The 14,647-nt window shown below is 60.4% G+C and carries 16 protein-coding genes; 3 read left to right on the top strand and 13 right to left on the bottom strand.

What is annotated here, in order from left to right:
* Positions 1–22 precede the first annotated feature (22 nt).
* The 5 genes from AABM52_RS01890 to ubiE all read right to left on the bottom strand — a co-directional run bounded on the left by AABM52_RS01890 (position 23) and on the right by ubiE (position 3,825).
* On the bottom strand, positions 23–355 hold the full coding sequence (locus AABM52_RS01890; RefSeq protein ID WP_347910137.1) for a phosphoribosyl-ATP diphosphatase: 333 nt from the start codon (positions 353–355) through the stop codon (positions 23–25).
* Positions 348–749, bottom strand: a complete 402-nt coding sequence (hisI, locus tag AABM52_RS01895; protein ID WP_347910138.1) for a phosphoribosyl-AMP cyclohydrolase — start codon at positions 747–749, stop codon at positions 348–350. The genes AABM52_RS01890 and hisI overlap by 8 nt, the downstream gene beginning before the upstream one ends.
* A gap of 81 nt (positions 750–830) precedes the next feature.
* Entirely contained in the window at positions 831–2,435 is a 1,605-nt protein-coding gene (gene ubiB, locus AABM52_RS01900) for a ubiquinone biosynthesis regulatory protein kinase UbiB (RefSeq protein WP_347910139.1), read from the bottom strand.
* On the bottom strand, positions 2,432–3,055 hold the full coding sequence (locus AABM52_RS01905) for an SCP2 domain-containing protein (RefSeq protein WP_347910140.1): 624 nt from the start codon (positions 3,053–3,055) through the stop codon (positions 2,432–2,434). The genes ubiB and AABM52_RS01905 overlap by 4 nt, the downstream gene beginning before the upstream one ends.
* Positions 3,055–3,825 carry a bifunctional demethylmenaquinone methyltransferase/2-methoxy-6-polyprenyl-1,4-benzoquinol methylase UbiE gene (ubiE, locus tag AABM52_RS01910; protein ID WP_007989286.1) on the bottom strand — a complete coding sequence of 257 codons (771 nt, stop codon included), beginning with the start codon at positions 3,823–3,825 and terminating at the stop codon, positions 3,055–3,057. Before ubiE ends, AABM52_RS01905 begins: the two co-directional genes overlap by 1 nt.
* Positions 3,826–3,980: 155 nt before the next feature.
* Between ubiE and AABM52_RS01915 the strand changes: the two genes are divergently transcribed.
* The 3 genes from AABM52_RS01915 to AABM52_RS01925 all read left to right on the top strand — a co-directional run bounded on the left by AABM52_RS01915 (position 3,981) and on the right by AABM52_RS01925 (position 5,771).
* Positions 3,981–4,256: a polyhydroxyalkanoic acid system family protein gene (locus tag AABM52_RS01915; protein WP_150811973.1), complete on the top strand. Its 276-nt coding sequence runs from the start codon at positions 3,981–3,983 to the stop codon at positions 4,254–4,256.
* 206 nt (positions 4,257–4,462) lie between these two features.
* Positions 4,463–4,885: a phasin family protein gene (locus AABM52_RS01920; RefSeq protein WP_347910142.1), complete on the top strand. Its 423-nt coding sequence runs from the start codon at positions 4,463–4,465 to the stop codon at positions 4,883–4,885.
* A gap of 10 nt (positions 4,886–4,895) precedes the next feature.
* Positions 4,896–5,771: a phasin family protein gene (locus tag AABM52_RS01925; RefSeq protein ID WP_347910144.1), complete on the top strand. Its 876-nt coding sequence runs from the start codon at positions 4,896–4,898 to the stop codon at positions 5,769–5,771.
* A gap of 104 nt (positions 5,772–5,875) precedes the next feature.
* Here AABM52_RS01925 and AABM52_RS01930 read toward each other — a convergent pair whose 3' ends face one another.
* The 8 genes from AABM52_RS01930 to AABM52_RS01965 form a co-directional block, all read right to left on the bottom strand.
* Complete coding sequence (locus tag AABM52_RS01930) at positions 5,876–6,496, bottom strand: TetR/AcrR family transcriptional regulator (RefSeq protein WP_008047831.1); 621 nt, start codon at positions 6,494–6,496, stop codon at positions 5,876–5,878.
* 59 nt (positions 6,497–6,555) lie between these two features.
* The gene (phaC, locus tag AABM52_RS01935; RefSeq protein ID WP_347910145.1) at positions 6,556–8,238 is read right to left on the bottom strand and encodes a class II poly(R)-hydroxyalkanoic acid synthase; all 1,683 of its coding nucleotides are present in this window, start codon (positions 8,236–8,238) and stop codon (positions 6,556–6,558) included.
* A 116-nt stretch (positions 8,239–8,354) separates the two neighbouring features.
* A complete protein-coding gene (phaZ, locus tag AABM52_RS01940; protein ID WP_347910147.1) occupies positions 8,355–9,209 on the bottom strand; it encodes a poly(3-hydroxyalkanoate) depolymerase in 855 nt (284 codons plus the stop codon).
* 167 nt (positions 9,210–9,376) lie between these two features.
* Positions 9,377–11,056 carry a class II poly(R)-hydroxyalkanoic acid synthase gene (gene phaC / locus AABM52_RS01945; RefSeq protein WP_347910148.1) on the bottom strand — a complete coding sequence of 560 codons (1,680 nt, stop codon included), beginning with the start codon at positions 11,054–11,056 and terminating at the stop codon, positions 9,377–9,379.
* A gap of 259 nt (positions 11,057–11,315) precedes the next feature.
* Positions 11,316–11,693 carry a gamma-butyrobetaine hydroxylase-like domain-containing protein gene (locus AABM52_RS01950; RefSeq protein ID WP_046039629.1) on the bottom strand — a complete coding sequence of 126 codons (378 nt, stop codon included), beginning with the start codon at positions 11,691–11,693 and terminating at the stop codon, positions 11,316–11,318.
* Between the two features lie 64 nt (positions 11,694–11,757).
* Positions 11,758–13,095 carry an HslU--HslV peptidase ATPase subunit gene (hslU, locus tag AABM52_RS01955; RefSeq protein ID WP_046039631.1) on the bottom strand — a complete coding sequence of 446 codons (1,338 nt, stop codon included), beginning with the start codon at positions 13,093–13,095 and terminating at the stop codon, positions 11,758–11,760.
* Between the two features lie 54 nt (positions 13,096–13,149).
* Positions 13,150–13,680, bottom strand: coding sequence for an ATP-dependent protease subunit HslV (gene hslV, locus AABM52_RS01960; RefSeq protein ID WP_046031180.1), 531 nt, complete (start codon positions 13,678–13,680; stop codon positions 13,150–13,152).
* A gap of 252 nt (positions 13,681–13,932) precedes the next feature.
* Positions 13,933–14,646, bottom strand: a complete 714-nt coding sequence (locus tag AABM52_RS01965) for an SPOR domain-containing protein (protein ID WP_007975583.1) — start codon at positions 14,644–14,646, stop codon at positions 13,933–13,935.
* Position 14,647 lies beyond the last annotated feature (1 nt).

The following is a 14,647-nucleotide window of genomic DNA, read 5'->3' on the forward strand; positions in this document are numbered from 1 at the left end:
GCTGCTCCTCTCTAATAGTTGTTCAGGCGTCCGGGCGCGAGGCTTTCTCGGCGTGTCCGGAGAGACCGAAACGACGGTCCAGTTCATCGAGTACAGCCTGTGGATGCTGCCCCAATTGGGCGAGCATGACCATGCTGTGGAACCACAGATCGGCGGTTTCGTAGATCACATCGCTGCAGTCGCCGCTGACGGCGGCGTCCTTGGCGGCAATGATGGTTTCGACCGACTCTTCGCCGACTTTTTCCAGAATCTTGTTCAAGCCCTTGTGGTACAGGCTGGCGACGTACGAGCTGTCGGCAGCGGCGCCTTTGCGCTCCTCCAGTACCTCGGCGAGGCGGGTGAGAGTGTCACTCATGTTTGTGCCCTGCGGAATAGATGGCGTACGGATCTTTCAGGACCGGGTCGACGGTTGTCCAGTCGCCGTTTTCATAGACGCGGTAGAAGCAGCTCTGGCGGCCGGTATGGCAGGCGATGTCGCCGATCTGCTCAACCATCAGGATGATGACGTCGGCATCGCAGTCCAGGCGCATCTCGTGCAGGGTTTGCACATGGCCGGACTCTTCGCCCTTGCGCCACAGCTTGCCACGGGAGCGCGACCAGTAAATGGCGCGGTTCTCTGCAGCGGTCAGTTCCAGTGCTTCGCGGTTCATCCAGGCCATCATCAGGACGCGCCCGGTCTTGTGATCCTGGGCGATGGCCGGCACCAGGCCGTCAGCGTCCCACTTGATCTCGTCCAGCCAGTTTTTCATCTTCGACTCCGACAGCGGGCTCGACACTTCAGTAGCCGAGCTCAGGCGTTCAAACAGTGTGCCAGTCGTTCACACAACTGGCTATCGGCGCACGACCAGATACAAACCGACCGCCATCATGATGCCGGCCGGCCAGTAAGCCAACTGGTTCATGGGACCGCCAGCGGCAAGGATGGCGCCACCGGCCAGATGGGCCGTACCGAGCAGACGCAGGAACCAGTCGTCACGACGTCGGTGCCACGATGGCGGCGAGTTGAGGGCATGGGGTTGGGACATGCGTTCGAGCAGGTCGCGGGCCATGTTGGCCAGGTGCGGGATCTGTTCAAACTGGCTGTGCACGTTGCCGAGCAGGGCTTTGGGGCTGACCCGCTCGCGCATCCAGCGTTCGAGGAACGGCTGCGCGGTGTTCCACAGATCGAGATCCGGGTACAGCTGGCGGCCCAGGCCTTCGATGTTCAACAGGGTTTTTTGCAGCAGGACCAGCTGTGGCTGCACTTCCATGTTGAAGCGGCGCGCGGTCTGGAACAGGCGCATCAGCACCTGGCCGAAGGAAATATCTTTTAACGGTTTTTCGAAGATCGGCTCGCACACGGTGCGGATCGCCGCTTCGAATTCGTTGAGTTTGGTTTCCGCCGGCACCCAGCCTGAATCGATGTGCAACTGCGCCACGCGACGGTAATCGCGCTTGAAGAAGGCGAACAGGTTGCGCGCCAGGTAATCCTGGTCTTCGGGGGTCAGGCTGCCGACGATGCCGCAGTCGATCGCAATGTACTGCGGGCTCCATGGGTTCACGGTGCTGACGAAAATGTTGCCGGGGTGCATGTCGGCGTGGAAGAAGCTGTCGCGGAACACCTGGGTGAAGAAAATCTCCACGCCACGCTCGGCGAGCATTTTCATGTCCGTGCGCTGGTCGGCCAGGGTCGCCAGATCGGTGACCTGGATGCCGTAGATGCGCTCCATCACCAGCACTTTCGGCCGGCACCAGTCCCAATAGACTTGCGGCACGTACAGCAGCGGCGAGCCGTCGAAGTTGCGCTTCAGCTGGCTGGCGTTGGCCGCCTCGCGCAGCAGGTCGAGTTCGTCGTAGATGGTTTTTTCGTAATCGCTGACCACGTCCACCGGGTGCAGCAGGCGCGCATCGGCCGAGAGTTTTTCGGCTGCGCGGGCGAGGATGAACAGCCACGCCAGGTCCTGGGCGATCACCGGCTTGAGGCCCGGGCGGATCACCTTGACCACCACTTCCTCACCGGTTTTCAGTTGCGCGGCATGCACCTGCGCCACCGACGCCGAGGCCAGCGGTTCGACGTCGAAACGGCTGAACACTTCGCTGATTTTCTTACCGAGCTGTTCTTCGATCAGCTTGACCGACACCTGCGAGTCGAACGGCGGCACACGGTCCTGCAGCTTCATCAGTTCGTCGGCGATGTCTTCGGGCAGCAGGTCGCGGCGAGTGGACAGGATCTGCCCGAACTTGATGAAGATCGGCCCCAGGTCCTGCAATGCCAGGCGCAGGCGCGCACCACGGCTCAGGTCCAGGGTCTTGCGCGGGAACCAGCGCCACGGCAAGGCGTAACGCAGCGCCCGCAGAAACCAGGGCAGCGGCAGGGCGAACAGCAGGTCATCGAGGCGGTAGCGGATCACGACGCGCTGGATGCGCAACAAACGGCGGACGGCAAGCAGCTTCATGCGTTATCGCTTGGGTCGAGGGATCGGGAAAGGCGCTCGAAACGCGCCTCGAGACGTTCCAGATCGATCTTGATCTGGTCCAGTTCACTGAATCGGGCTTCGGCCTCGCGCTGCCCGACGAGGGTGCGCGATTCTTCGGCCAGGTATTCGCCCAGGTTCTGGCCCAGGCTGGCAAAGCCTTGCTGATACCAGCGGGCGCGACTGCGCAGATGACCGCCGACCAGTTGCGTGGCCACAGGGCCCAGCCAACGCGAGAGTTCGTACTCCCAGTCCAGCTCAAGGTCCTGGAGGATCGCCGCCAGCTCCAGCAGCACGCCGCTGTTGCCGTCGAGTTCGACTTCAGGGCTGTGCAGGATCGAGGTCTTGTCCTTGCTCATGGCCAGTTTCAGCAGGCTCGAGGCCGGTGCACGCAAGGTGCAGTCGGCGCCGGTTTCCCACTGGGAGGCGAGCATCAGGCCTTCGTCGCTGGGCAGGATGAACAGTTGCAGCGCCGGGCTGCGGCAATCGACGGCAATCACTTTGCCGGTCAAGTGCGCCAGCCGCGGCAGCGCCGTGCTGTCGAGACGCAGCACCCGGTTCAGGCCGAGTTCAACGCTGGCGAGCAGGCCGGCGAGCAGCATCAGGGCTTGATGCCGCGGTGCAGGGCAACGATGCCTGCGGTCATGTTGTGATAGGTCACGCGGTCGAAACCGGCCTCGACCATCATCGACTTCAGGGTTTCCTGGTTCGGGTGCATGCGGATCGATTCGGCCAGGTAGCGATAGCTTTCCGAATCGTTGGTGATCAGCTTGCCCATCAACGGCATGAAGGCGAACGAGTAGGCGTCGTAGGCCTTGGACATCAGCGCGTTGGTCGGCTTGGAGAACTCCAGCACCAACAAACGACCGCCCGGCTTGAGCACGCGCAGCATCGAGCGCAGGGCATCTTCCTTGTGGGTCACGTTGCGCAGGCCGAAGGCGATGGTCACACAGTCGAAATGGTTGTCCGGGAACGGCAGTTTTTCCGCATCGGCCTGGACGAATTCGACGTTGCCGGCCACACCGAGGTCCAGCAGGCGGTCACGACCGACCTTGAGCATGGATTCGTTGATGTCGGCCAACACGACCTGGCCGGTCGGGCCTACCAGGTGCGAGAACTTGCGGGTCAGGTCGCCAGTGCCGCCAGCGATGTCCAGCACGCGGTTACCAGTGCGCACGCCCGACAACTCGATCGCAAAACGCTTCCACAGACGGTGCATGCCGCCCGACAGAAGGTCGTTCATCAGGTCGTACTTGGCGGCTACCGAGTGGAATACCTCAGCGACTTTTTCCGCTTTCTGGCTTTCCGGAACGTTTTTGAAGCCGAAGTGAGTGGTGGGTTCGGCATCGCTGCCTTTGCGCTGATCAGTCATATCGCTGTCACCAAAAGAGAATGCGCGACATTCTAATCCCCAAGGCATGCTTTGTCTTGGCAAGGCTGAAGGTAAGATGGGCAACCATCGGGACGTTTTGACGCAGCAGAGGTCAAGATGCCTCGGGAAAGCATCCATAAAGCAGGAGTCATTCGATGGCCCGTATTAGTGTTGAACGTGCCCACGGCCTAGGTAAGGAAGCGGCTCGCGAAAAGGCCGACAAGCTGGCGCAGAAACTTTCCGACCAGTATGGCCTGGAGCCGCAGTGGTCCGGTGACACCCTGAACCTCAAGCGCTCGGGTGTGAAGGGCGCGGTACATGTCAGTGAAGATTCGATCAAGGTCGACGTGGAGCTGGGCCTGATGATGTCGGCCATGAGCGGCATGATCAAAGCGGAAATCGAAAAGGCGCTGGATAAAGCGTTGGCATAACACGGAAAAGATCGCAGCCTTCGGCAGCTCCTACATTGGTACGGCGTAAGTCTGTAGGAGCTGCCGAAGGCTGCGATCTTTTCCTGACGGCACCACCGATTTATGTCATTTGTTAGGGTGCCGTTTCTAATTTTTCTCCCTACTTTGTGCCCAAGCCCGACACTTTCCCGGGCAGTTCCTCAAACCTTCTGCGCGTGAGGTGCACCATGGCCAAAGTTATTTTGAAGAAAAAAATCGATTCGTCGACCGGCACGCTGGGCGACGTCAAATCCTATGCCCGCAAGATCTGGCTGGCAGGCCTGGGTGCCTACACCAAGGTCGGCCAAGAGGGCAGCGAATACTTTCAAGAGCTGATCAAGGCTGGTCAGGTTGTTGAAAAGAAAGGCAAAAAGGTAGTTGCCGAGAAACTTGAAGCGGCCAATGCCGAGATCGATGAAGCCAAGAGTGAAGTCAGCACTTTCAAAGGCCGTGTCGAAGTTCAACTCGACAAGGTCGAGAAGGCGTTCGACACGCGTGTCGCAAGTGCCTTGAATCGTATCGGCATTCCGTCTAAACATGACGTTGAGACACTCTCTGCTAAGCTCGATGAGCTGACGGCATTGCTCGAACGTGTCGCGCGTAAATCTTAAGGAGAACGGGATGGCTGTTAAAAAGAAAACCGAAAAAGAAGGCAGCTCGTGGATCGGGAAGGTTGAAGATTACTCCCGAAAAATCTGGCTGGCTGGTTTAGGCGTGTACTCGAAGATCGACTCTGACGGCAGCAAACTCTTCGATGCATTGGTTAAAGACGGCGAGAAAGCCGAGAAGCTCACCAAGAGCGCTGTTGGCAAGACTGTCGACGCCGCCAAGGACTCCGCTTCTTCGGCCAAGTCGCGCATCAGCGGCGTGAAAGATCGCGCACTGGGCAAGTGGGATGAGCTGGAAGGTGCTTTCGACAAGCGTCTGAACAGCGCCATTTCGCGTCTGGGCGTACCGAGCCGCAACGAAGTCAAGGCACTGCACAGCAAGGTCGAAACACTGACCAAGCAAATCGAAAAACTGACTGGTGCCAAGGTTGCGCCTGTTGCGGCGAAAACCGCGGCGGCCAAGCCTGCTGCCAAACCGGCCGCCAAAACCGCAGCCAAGCCACTGGCAAAAGCAGCGGCTAAACCTGCTGCCAAGCCTGCGGCTAAAACTGCAGCCGCCAAACCGGCTGCGGCCAAACCAGCGGCCAAGCCGGTTGCTGCAAAAGCCGCCGCTAAACCTGCGGCTAAACCGGCCGCCAAGCCTGCAGCGAAAACTGCAGCGGCCAAGCCAGCCGTCGCCAAGCCAGCAGCCAAACCTGCTGTTGCGAAAAAACCAGCGGTGAAAAAGCCGGCAGCTCCAAAAGCCGCCGCGCCAAAACCAGCAGTGGCAGCTGCCAAACCGGCAACGCCGGCAGCTCCGGTCAGCGCGTCGAACTCCGCGACCGCACCAACCCCTGCTGTCACCCCGACTGTCGCGCCGGCTCCAACGACGCCAACCAGTCAGTCCTGATTTTCAGGGCTCAAGAAAACGCCCGGCCTGTGAAGGCCGGGCGTTTTTGTTTGCGCGTGAATCTCTGAGCGACACAAGCCCACAGGGGTTCAATGTGCTCAGGATTACTCGTGGTCTTCCAGATACTCCATCGCCATCTGTTCGGTCGCAGCCTTCATCGACGGCAGCAGGTGCGGCGCCACCAGCATCATGATCTGGTAAACCACCAATCGCACCTCGCCCTGACGATCAAGAATCCGCTGGTAATCCAGTGAGAACAGCAGCGTCATGGTGATCTGCTCCACCAGTTGCCCCAGTGCCTGGGTATCGCTGACCAGCAGCCCTTGCGCCTGCAATCGTGCCAGCAGCGACGCCAGTGTGCGCTTGAGTGCATTGAGCAGGTTGCGAATGCCCTTGGCCAGTTTCGGCAGGCGCCCGGCGAGGTTCGACAGGTCCTGGAACAGGAACCGATAGTGAGACAGGCGTTCGACGATCAGGTGCAGGAACAGCCAGTATTCTTCAGGCGCCAGTTCGGCATCGGCCGGTGGATCGAGCAAGGGCGCCAGTTCGCTCTGAAAGCGTTCGAACAGCCCGAGAATCAGCGGTTCCTTGCCGTGGAAGTGGTAGTAGAGGTTGCCCGGGCTGATCCCCATTTCATTGGCAACTTCCATGGTGGAGACATTTGGTTCGCCCTTTTGATTGAACAACTGCAGGGCACATTCGAGGATCCGGTCGCGGGTTTTCATCCAGTCTTCTTAATGATCGGGTCTTGCCACGGCCGACAGCGGCCGTGGCTCGTTGAACGTCAGCGCACGCGCACGTAAGTACCGGGTGCTGCCTCCATCGGTGGATAGTTCTGGTTGCCGAGGGCCATGTGGGTTTCCTTCTGCGCGCCGGAACGTTCCTGAATCCAGCCCAGCCACTGGGTCCACCAACTGCCGTCGACCCGCTTGGCGTCGTAGTACCAGGCCCGTGGGTCGCTGCTCAGTTTGCCGTTCTCGACGTAGTTGGCTTTCGGGTTGCTGGGCGGGTTGAGGATGCTCTGCACATGACCGCTGTTGGACAGCACGAAGCGGCGCTCGCCACCGAGCAACAGCGTCGAGCGATATACCGCGTCCCACGGCGTGATGTGATCGTTGATGCCGGCGACGCTGAAGCTGTCGACGGTGACCTTCTGCAAATCGATCGGTGTGCCACACACTTCCAGCCCGCCCGGGTGGGTCAGCGGGTTGTGCTTGAAGAAGTCCAGCAGGTCGCCATGCAGGGCGGCAGGCAGGCGTGTGTTGTCGTTGTTCCAGTAGAGAATGTCGAACGCCGGTGGCTCCTTGCCCAACAGGTAGTTGTTGACGAAGTAGCTCCAGATCAAATCGTTGGGGCGCATCCAGGCGAAGACCTTGGCCATGTCGCGGCCGTCCAGCACACCTTTCTGATAGGAACGGCGCTTGGCGGCTTCCAGAGTCTGTTCGTCGGCGAATAGCGTCGCGGGGCTGTCCATCTGACTGTCGAGCAGGCTCACCAGGTAGGTCGCGCTGGACACCCTGCGCAGCTGTCGCTTGGCCTGCAAGTGACCCTGCAACGCGGCAATGGTCAGCCCGCCGGCGCAGGCGCCCATCAGGTTGACCTCCCGTGCGCCGGTGATCGCCCGGCAGACGTTCATGGCTTCTTCCACGGCTTCCACGTAGGTCGAGAGCCCCCATTCGCGATGGCGCACATCCGGGTTGCGCCAACTGATCATGAAGGTTTGCAGGCCGTTTTTCAGGGCGAACTGGACGAAGCTATTGTGGGGGCTCAGGTCGAAAATGTAGTACTTGTTGATTTGCGGCGGCACCACCAGCAGGGGCTTGGAGTACTGCTTTTCGCTCATCGGCTTGTACTGGATCAACTCCAGCAGCTCGTTGCGAAACACAACGGCACCGGTGGTGGTGGCGACCGTCTTGCCGACCTCGAACGCTTGCTTGGTGACTTGCCGGGGCAGGCCATCGTTGTGCAGCAGATCGTCCAGCAAATGGCCGATGCCGCGTACCAGGCTGTTACCGCCGGAATTGAAGAGTTCCTTGACCGCCAGTGGATTGAGCAGGGTGTTGGAGGGCGATACGGCGTCGTTGAGCAAGGTGAACGCGAAGTGGGCGCGGGCGCGGTCGTCCGGGCTCATGTCGCTCTCGTCGATCCAGCTCTTGACCTGTTTCTGCCAGCTCAGATAGGCCTGCAGGCTGCGCCGATAAAACGGGTTGAGGCTCCACGCCGGATCGGCGAAGCGAGCGTCCTGCGGGTTGGTCGGGTGCAGGGTTTCGCCCAGCAGCACACGGCCCAGCTGACCGCCGAGTTTGAGGGCATGTCGGGCACTGTGCACCGGATTGCGCAAGCCATGGGCGGCCACACTGCGCAGGGTCGACAACAGATCCCGGCCGCGCAGGCCGGTAATCGCACTCTGTGCATTGATGAACGCGGCGGGAGTCGGTAAGGAATCCCTCGCTGGTTTCTCGCGCATGTGTCAACACTCCTTCGTCTTCAGGCCAAAAACAAACACACCGAACCAGAACACCATAGACGCTGTAACGGGTTGTTGCGCGGCGTGGCATCCTGCCGACCGCCGAGGCAGCGGATTTAGCCGCCCAATGGCGCCGGACGCGGATGCATTACCGCGCGCTGGCGCTCCTCTTCCAGGAATTTCATGATGATCGGGGCCACCGCTTCAGCCCGGGTAATCAGGAACAGATGCCCATCATCGATAATGTGCAACTGGGCGTTGGGGATCCGCCAGGCCAGCAAGCGCATGTTGACCAGCGGGATCAACGGATCGTCGTCACCGGCCAGCACCAGGGTCGGCTGGCGGATCTTGTGCAGCCAGTGGATGCTGGTCCAGCCGAGGCCGGCGAACAGTTGCCAGTAGTAACCGAGCTTGCCCGCCGAACGCACCTTGGCCGCATGGCTCGCGGCCAGCGTCGGGTCGCGACGGAACGCACCACCGTAGATCATCGGCGCAATGCGGATCACGTGGGACGGCTGGATGTAACGTCGCGGGCTGGCCATCATCCACAACACTTTCGGCTTGCCCGGCACCATCACCGCACCCGCCGCCGTTGCGGCCAGCACGAGTTTCTTGCAGCGCTCCGGATAGTCGTAAGCGAACTGTTGGGCCAGGGCGCCACCCCAGGACACGCCGATGACGTTGACCTGCCCGTAGTCGAGATAGTCGAGCATGCGCGCCGTGAGTTTCGCCAGCCCCGGAAAACGATAGGGCCGGTTCGGTGTCGACGAACCGCCGACTCCGGGTACGTCGAAGGCGATGACTTCCAGGTCCGGGTCCAGCGCCGCGATGAACGGGAACACCAGCTCCAGGTTGGCGCCGATGCCGTTGAAAATCAGCAGGGGCGTCAAGTGAGGCTTGCCGGGGCGTACCGCCGTGCGGAGCGTCTGGCCATCCAGATCGACGGTACGGAATATGAAGGGTTGCGGCATGCTTCTGGCCCTGTGGGTCGCTTTCTCAAATTCTTCCTCGATCCCCTGTAGGAGCGAGCTTGCTCGCGAAAAACGCAAAGGCAACGCATTCATCCAGACAGCACGCGTTATCGTTGACGTTCATCGCGAGCAAGCCCGCTCCCACAGTGTGGGGCGAGGTGTGTCAGTTACCGCTCGTGTACATAGGTGCCCGGCGCGGCTTCACCCGCCGGATAGGCCTTGTTGCCCAATTTCAGCGGTGCTTTTTTCAGGTTGCCCGAACGCTGTGCCTGCCATGCCTGCCAGTGCAGCCACCAGGAGTCGGCGTGCTTGGTCGATTCTTCCTGCCAGTCATCGGCATTGGCGGGCATTTCGGTGCTGGTCATGTAGCGCGATTTCGGATTGCCCGGCGGGTTCAGAATGCTCTGGATGTGCCCGCTGCTGGACAGCACGAATTCAACGTTGCCGCCGAACAGTTGCGCCGACTTGTAGCAGGAGCGCCACGGGGTGATGTGGTCGCTGGTGCCGGCCAGAGAGAAGATGTCGGCGGTGACCTTCTTCAGATCGATCGGCGTTCCGCACACTTCCAGTGCATCGGCACGGGTCAACGGGTTACTTTTGAACATCTCGATCAGGTCGCCATGGAACGCGGCAGGCAACCGGGTGGTGTCGTTGTTCCAGAACAGGATGTCGAATACCGGCGGCTCGTTGCCCAGCAGGTAGTTGTTGACCCAGTAGTTCCAGATCAGATCGTTGGGGCGCATCCAGGCGAAGACTTTCGCCATGTCGCGGCCTTCCAGCACACCGGCCTGGTACGACTGGCGCTTGGCGGCTTCGAGGGTTTGCTCGTCGACGAACAGGGCCACGTCGCTGTCCAGGGTGGTGTCGAGCACGCTGACCAGCAGGGTCAGGGCGTTGACCTTGTTCTCGCCGATTGCCGCGTAATGGCCCAGCAGCGCGGTGCAGGTGATACCGCCGGAGCAGGCGCCGAGCATGTTCACGTCTTTGCTGCCGGTGATGGCGGTGACCACATCAACCGCTTCCTTGAGCGCTTCAATGTAGGTCGACAGGCCCCATTCGCGCTGCTCCTTGGTCGGGTTGCGCCAGCTGACGATGAAGGTCTGCATGTTGTTGCGCAGGCAGAACCGCGCCAGGCTTTTTTCCGGGCTCAGGTCGAAAACGTAGAACTTGTTGATTTGCGGCGGTACAACCAGCAGTGGGCGTTCATGCACCTGCTCGGTGATCGGCTTGTACTGGATCAGCTCCAGCACGTCGTTGCGAAAGACCACCGCGCCCTCGGTCACGCCGAGGGTCTTGCCGACTTCGAATGCGCCCATGTTGACTTGGCTCGGCATGCCGCCGTTATGCACCAGGTCCTTGGCCAGGTGCGAGAGGCCATCGAGCAGGCTCTTGCCACCGGTTTCGAAGAAGCGCTTGACCGCCGCCGGGTTAGCCGCCGTGTTGGTCGGGGCGAAGGCCTCGGTCATGAGGTTGATCACGAAGTGCCCGCGGCTGACGTCCTTGGCCGGCAGGTTACTGTCGTCGATCCAGTCGTGGAGTTCCTTGCGCCACGCCAGGTAGGTTTGCAGATAACGCTTGTAGAGCGGGTTCTGGCTCCAGGCCGGATCCGCGAAGCGACGGTCATCGCTGGTCGGCAGCAACTCGGATTTGCCGAGCAGCACGTTCTTGAGTTCAAGGCCGAAATGAGCGACATGCTTGGCGCTGTGAATTGGTTGTTTGATGGCCTGCCTGAGCACCATTCGAGCAGAAGCCAGTAGATCCTTTGCACGCAGTCCAACGACAGGATTCAGCCCCAAGGTGTTTTCCGAGGCTTGACTCTTCAAGTCATCGTTATTCTTGTTACTCATCTACGACGCTCCATTGTCCTGAGACGAGTACCGGGTCCTGCTGTGTAGTCACACAGCCAATGCCAGGTACTACTGCTCGGGGTGACCGTTAATACTGCATCGCTGCTTTTTTAATGCAGAGAGCACTGCAGGGAACTTGCCAGTTCCATTGGTTACCCGAGTTTAATTTTTTTCGCAAGCAGGCCAATCGGCGGCCCTGGAGCGGAGCATTCAAACAGATGAAATTAGAAAATGCCCTCTAAAGAGCAAGAGGCTCGGATTAGAGCATCAGCTTGACGACGGATTCGTTCGGATCGCGGGTTTTTCCGGCGGCTTTTAGCTCGGCCAGATAATCTTCCCAGAGTGCGTCATAACGTCGCCCCAGCTCGTAGAGATATTCCCAGGTGAACAAGCCGCTGTCGTGGCCATCGTCGAAGGTCAGTTTCAGTGCGTACTGACCGGCCGGTTCTACCTTGGTCAGTCCTACGTTGATCTTGCCAAATTGCAGGATGGGTTTGCCGTGGCCCTGGACCTCGGCGGAAGGAGAGTGCACGCGCAGGAACTCGGCGGGCAGGGTGTATTCCTCGCCGGACGCGTATTTGAGCGACAGGGTTTTCGAGGCTTTGTGCAGCTTGATGTCGGTGGGGAGTTGGGTCATGAGCGCCGTTCCGTTATGGATGGAACCCTGTAGGAGCGAGCAAGCTCGCTCCTACAAGTATGGCTTACAGGATATAACGGGACAGGTCTTCGTTCTGCGCCAATTCACCGAGGTGGCTGTTGACGTAATCGGCGTCGATCTGGATCACCTTGCCGTCATGGACGCTGGCCAGGTCGCCGGCGCTGAACGACACCTCTTCGAGCAGGCGCTCGAGCAGGGTGTGCAGGCGACGGGCACCGATGTTTTCGGTTTTCTCGTTGACCTGCCAGGCTATTTCCGCAATGCGTTTGATGCCGCTCGGCTGGAACTCGATGTCCAGGCCTTCGGTTTTCAGCAGTGCGCAGTATTGCTCGGTGAGCGAGGCGTGAGGCTCGCTGAGGATGCGTTCGAAGTCCTCAGGGCTCAGGGCCTTGAGTTCGACACGGATCGGCAGACGGCCTTGCAGCTCGGGCACCAGGTCGCTCGGCTTGCTCAGGTGGAACGCACCCGAAGCAATGAACAGGATGTGGTCGGTCTTGACCATGCCCAGCTTGGTGTTGACGGTGCAGCCTTCGATCAGCGGCAGCAAGTCGCGCTGCACGCCTTCGCGGGACACATCGACGCCACCGGAATTGCCACGCTTGGCGACCTTGTCGATTTCGTCGATGAACACGATGCCATGCTGCTCGACAGCTTCCAGGGCCTTGGCCTTCAACTCTTCATCGTTGACCAGGCGGCTGGCTTCTTCGTCGCGCACCAACTTGAGCGCTTCCTTGACCTTGAGCTTGCGGGCTTTCTTCTTGCCCTTGCCCATGTTGGCAAACAGGCTTTGCAGCTGGTTGGTCATTTCTTCCATGCCCGGTGGCGCGGAGATATCGACGCCGGCCATTTCGGCGACCTCGATTTCGATCTCCTTGTCATCCAGCTGACCTTCGCGCAGGCGCTTGCGGAACAGCTGGCGGGTGTTGGAGTCGGCAGTCGGGGCGTCGTCGCTGCTGAAGCCCATGCGTGCCGGTGGCAGCAGGGCATCGAGGATGCGCTCTTCGGCGGCGTCTTCGGCGCGGTGGCGAACCTTGACGATTTCCTGCTCGCGCAGCAGCTTGATCGCGGCATCGGCCAAGTCACGAATGATCGATTCGACGTCGCGGCCGACATAGCCGACTTCGGTGAACTTGGTTGCTTCGACCTTGATGAACGGCGCATTGGCCAGTTTTGCCAAGCGACGGGCGATCTCGGTTTTACCGACGCCGGTCGGGCCGATCATCAGGATGTTCTTTGGCGTTACTTCAACGCGCAGCTCTTCTGGCAGCTGCATGCGGCGCCAGCGGTTGCGCAGGGCAATGGCGACGGCGCGCTTGGCATCGTCCTGGCCGATGATGTGGCGGTTGAGTTCGTGGACGATTTCACGGGGAGTCATGGACATAGTATTTAAAGGACCTCAAGCAAGAATGAGCCGTGGCACGGGGCCGAAACAGGCTTACTCGGCGCAGTCCTGCTCCTCAATGGTCTGGGTGTGATTGGTGAATACGCAGATGTCGGCGGCGATGCCGAGGGCGGTTTCGACGATTTCCCGGGCCGACAGATCGGTTTTCTTCAGCAGCGCGCTGGCAGCGGCCTGGGCGTAACCGCCGCCGGAACCCATGGCGATCAGGCCTTCTTCGGGTTCAACCACATCGCCGTTGCCGGTGATGATCAGGGAGGCGTCTTTGTTGGCGACCGCGAGCATGGCTTCAAGGCGGCTCAGGGAGCGGTCGGTGCGCCATTCTTTGGCGAGCTCGACGGCCGCGCGCACCAGGTGACCCTGGTGTTTTTCAAGCTGGCCTTCGAAACGTTCGAAGAGGGTAAAGGCGTCGGCGGTGGCACCGGCAAAACCGGCAATGACCTGGCCGTGGTACAGGCGGCGAACTTTTTTCGCGTTGCCTTTCATCACGGTATTACCAAGGGAAACCTGGCCGTCGCCGCCCATGACGACTTTGCCGTGGCGGCGAACTGAAACGATGGTGGTCAAGGGAAGAGTCTCCACGCAGCGGGGCGAAAATGCCTTATGCCCATTCATATGGGGGTGCTGGAGTGGATTTCAACTGTAGGACGGGAGAGGGGACGAGTGGTGCGAGGCACGTAGGAGCTGCCGAAGGCTGCGATCTTTTGATCTCGCTCTTTATGCCGGGAAGACGAATACCGCGCGAGCCTTGAAAAGATCGCAGCCTGCGGCAGCTCCTACAGGGCTGGATACCTCTGTGGGAGCTGCTGTGGCAGTCGATCAGCGGCTTTGGCGTTGTTGTAACAACAAATTGCTGAAGCCTGCGCCCGCCAGTTGTTTCTGTGCAGTGGTCAGTTGTTCGCGGTTGCTGAACGGTCCGACCAGAACCCGGTACCAGGTTTCGTCCTTCACCGTGCCGGACTCAACCGCCACGGCCTGGCCCAGCAGAATGATCTGCGCCCGAACCTTGTCCGCATCGGTCTCTTTGCGGAACGAGCCAGCCTGCAGGAAAAACTTCGTCACAGGCGCAGCCTTGACCGGTGGCGCAGGCGGCGGAGTAATCCCGGCCAAGGCAGCCTGGGCGCGAGCAGTGTCGATCTTCGCCGCTTCGGCCGGGGTGACCGGCGTGGTCGGGATGGCCGGCACTTGCGGCGTCGGCAGGGTTTTTTCCGGCACGGCATCCGGCGGCACGATGACTTCCGATTCCGGCAGCAAGGTGTAGAAGTCGTACTTCGGCTTCACCGGTTGCGTCGGGCTCGGCGGGGTCTTGTTGGCCTCGGCGATCTTGCTGGCTTTCTGCTGTTGCTGCTGTTCGACTTTCTCACGCTTGACCGTGTCGCTGCCCTTGCCCGGTTCCAGCTTCATCAGGAATACGATGAAGGCGCCGACCGTCAGGCCGATAGCCATCCACAGCCAGCCCGGGATCGGTTGCTTTGCAGGAGCTTGGTAACGGCTGGCGCCACGCTTGGGTGCAGGTTTTTTCTTGGCAGCCAAC

Source organism: Pseudomonas grandcourensis (genome assembly GCF_039909015.1).
GTDB lineage: Bacteria > Pseudomonadota > Gammaproteobacteria > Pseudomonadales > Pseudomonadaceae > Aquipseudomonas > Aquipseudomonas grandcourensis.

Bases quoted from the DNA above. Each gene is read 5' to 3' on its own strand.
- AABM52_RS01890 (WP_347910137.1), bottom strand. From the start codon at position 355: ATGAGTGACACTCTCACCCGCCTCGCCGAGGTACTGGAGGAGCGCAAA.
- hisI (WP_347910138.1), bottom strand. From the start codon at position 749: ATGAAAAACTGGCTGGACGAGATCAAGTGGGACGCTGACGGCCTGGTG.
- ubiB (WP_347910139.1), bottom strand. From the start codon at position 2,435: ATGAAGCTGCTTGCCGTCCGCCGTTTGTTGCGCATCCAGCGCGTCGTG.
- AABM52_RS01905 (WP_347910140.1), bottom strand. From the start codon at position 3,055: ATGCTGCTCGCCGGCCTGCTCGCCAGCGTTGAACTCGGCCTGAACCGG.
- ubiE (WP_007989286.1), bottom strand. From the start codon at position 3,825: ATGACTGATCAGCGCAAAGGCAGCGATGCCGAACCCACCACTCACTTC.
- AABM52_RS01915 (WP_150811973.1), top strand. From the start codon at position 3,981: ATGGCCCGTATTAGTGTTGAACGTGCCCACGGCCTAGGTAAGGAAGCG.
- AABM52_RS01920 (WP_347910142.1), top strand. From the start codon at position 4,463: ATGGCCAAAGTTATTTTGAAGAAAAAAATCGATTCGTCGACCGGCACG.
- AABM52_RS01925 (WP_347910144.1), top strand. From the start codon at position 4,896: ATGGCTGTTAAAAAGAAAACCGAAAAAGAAGGCAGCTCGTGGATCGGG.
- AABM52_RS01930 (WP_008047831.1), bottom strand. From the start codon at position 6,496: ATGAAAACCCGCGACCGGATCCTCGAATGTGCCCTGCAGTTGTTCAAT.
- phaC (WP_347910145.1), bottom strand. From the start codon at position 8,238: ATGCGCGAGAAACCAGCGAGGGATTCCTTACCGACTCCCGCCGCGTTC.
- phaZ (WP_347910147.1), bottom strand. From the start codon at position 9,209: ATGCCGCAACCCTTCATATTCCGTACCGTCGATCTGGATGGCCAGACG.
- phaC (WP_347910148.1), bottom strand. From the start codon at position 11,056: ATGAGTAACAAGAATAACGATGACTTGAAGAGTCAAGCCTCGGAAAAC.
- AABM52_RS01950 (WP_046039629.1), bottom strand. From the start codon at position 11,693: ATGACCCAACTCCCCACCGACATCAAGCTGCACAAAGCCTCGAAAACC.
- hslU (WP_046039631.1), bottom strand. From the start codon at position 13,095: ATGTCCATGACTCCCCGTGAAATCGTCCACGAACTCAACCGCCACATC.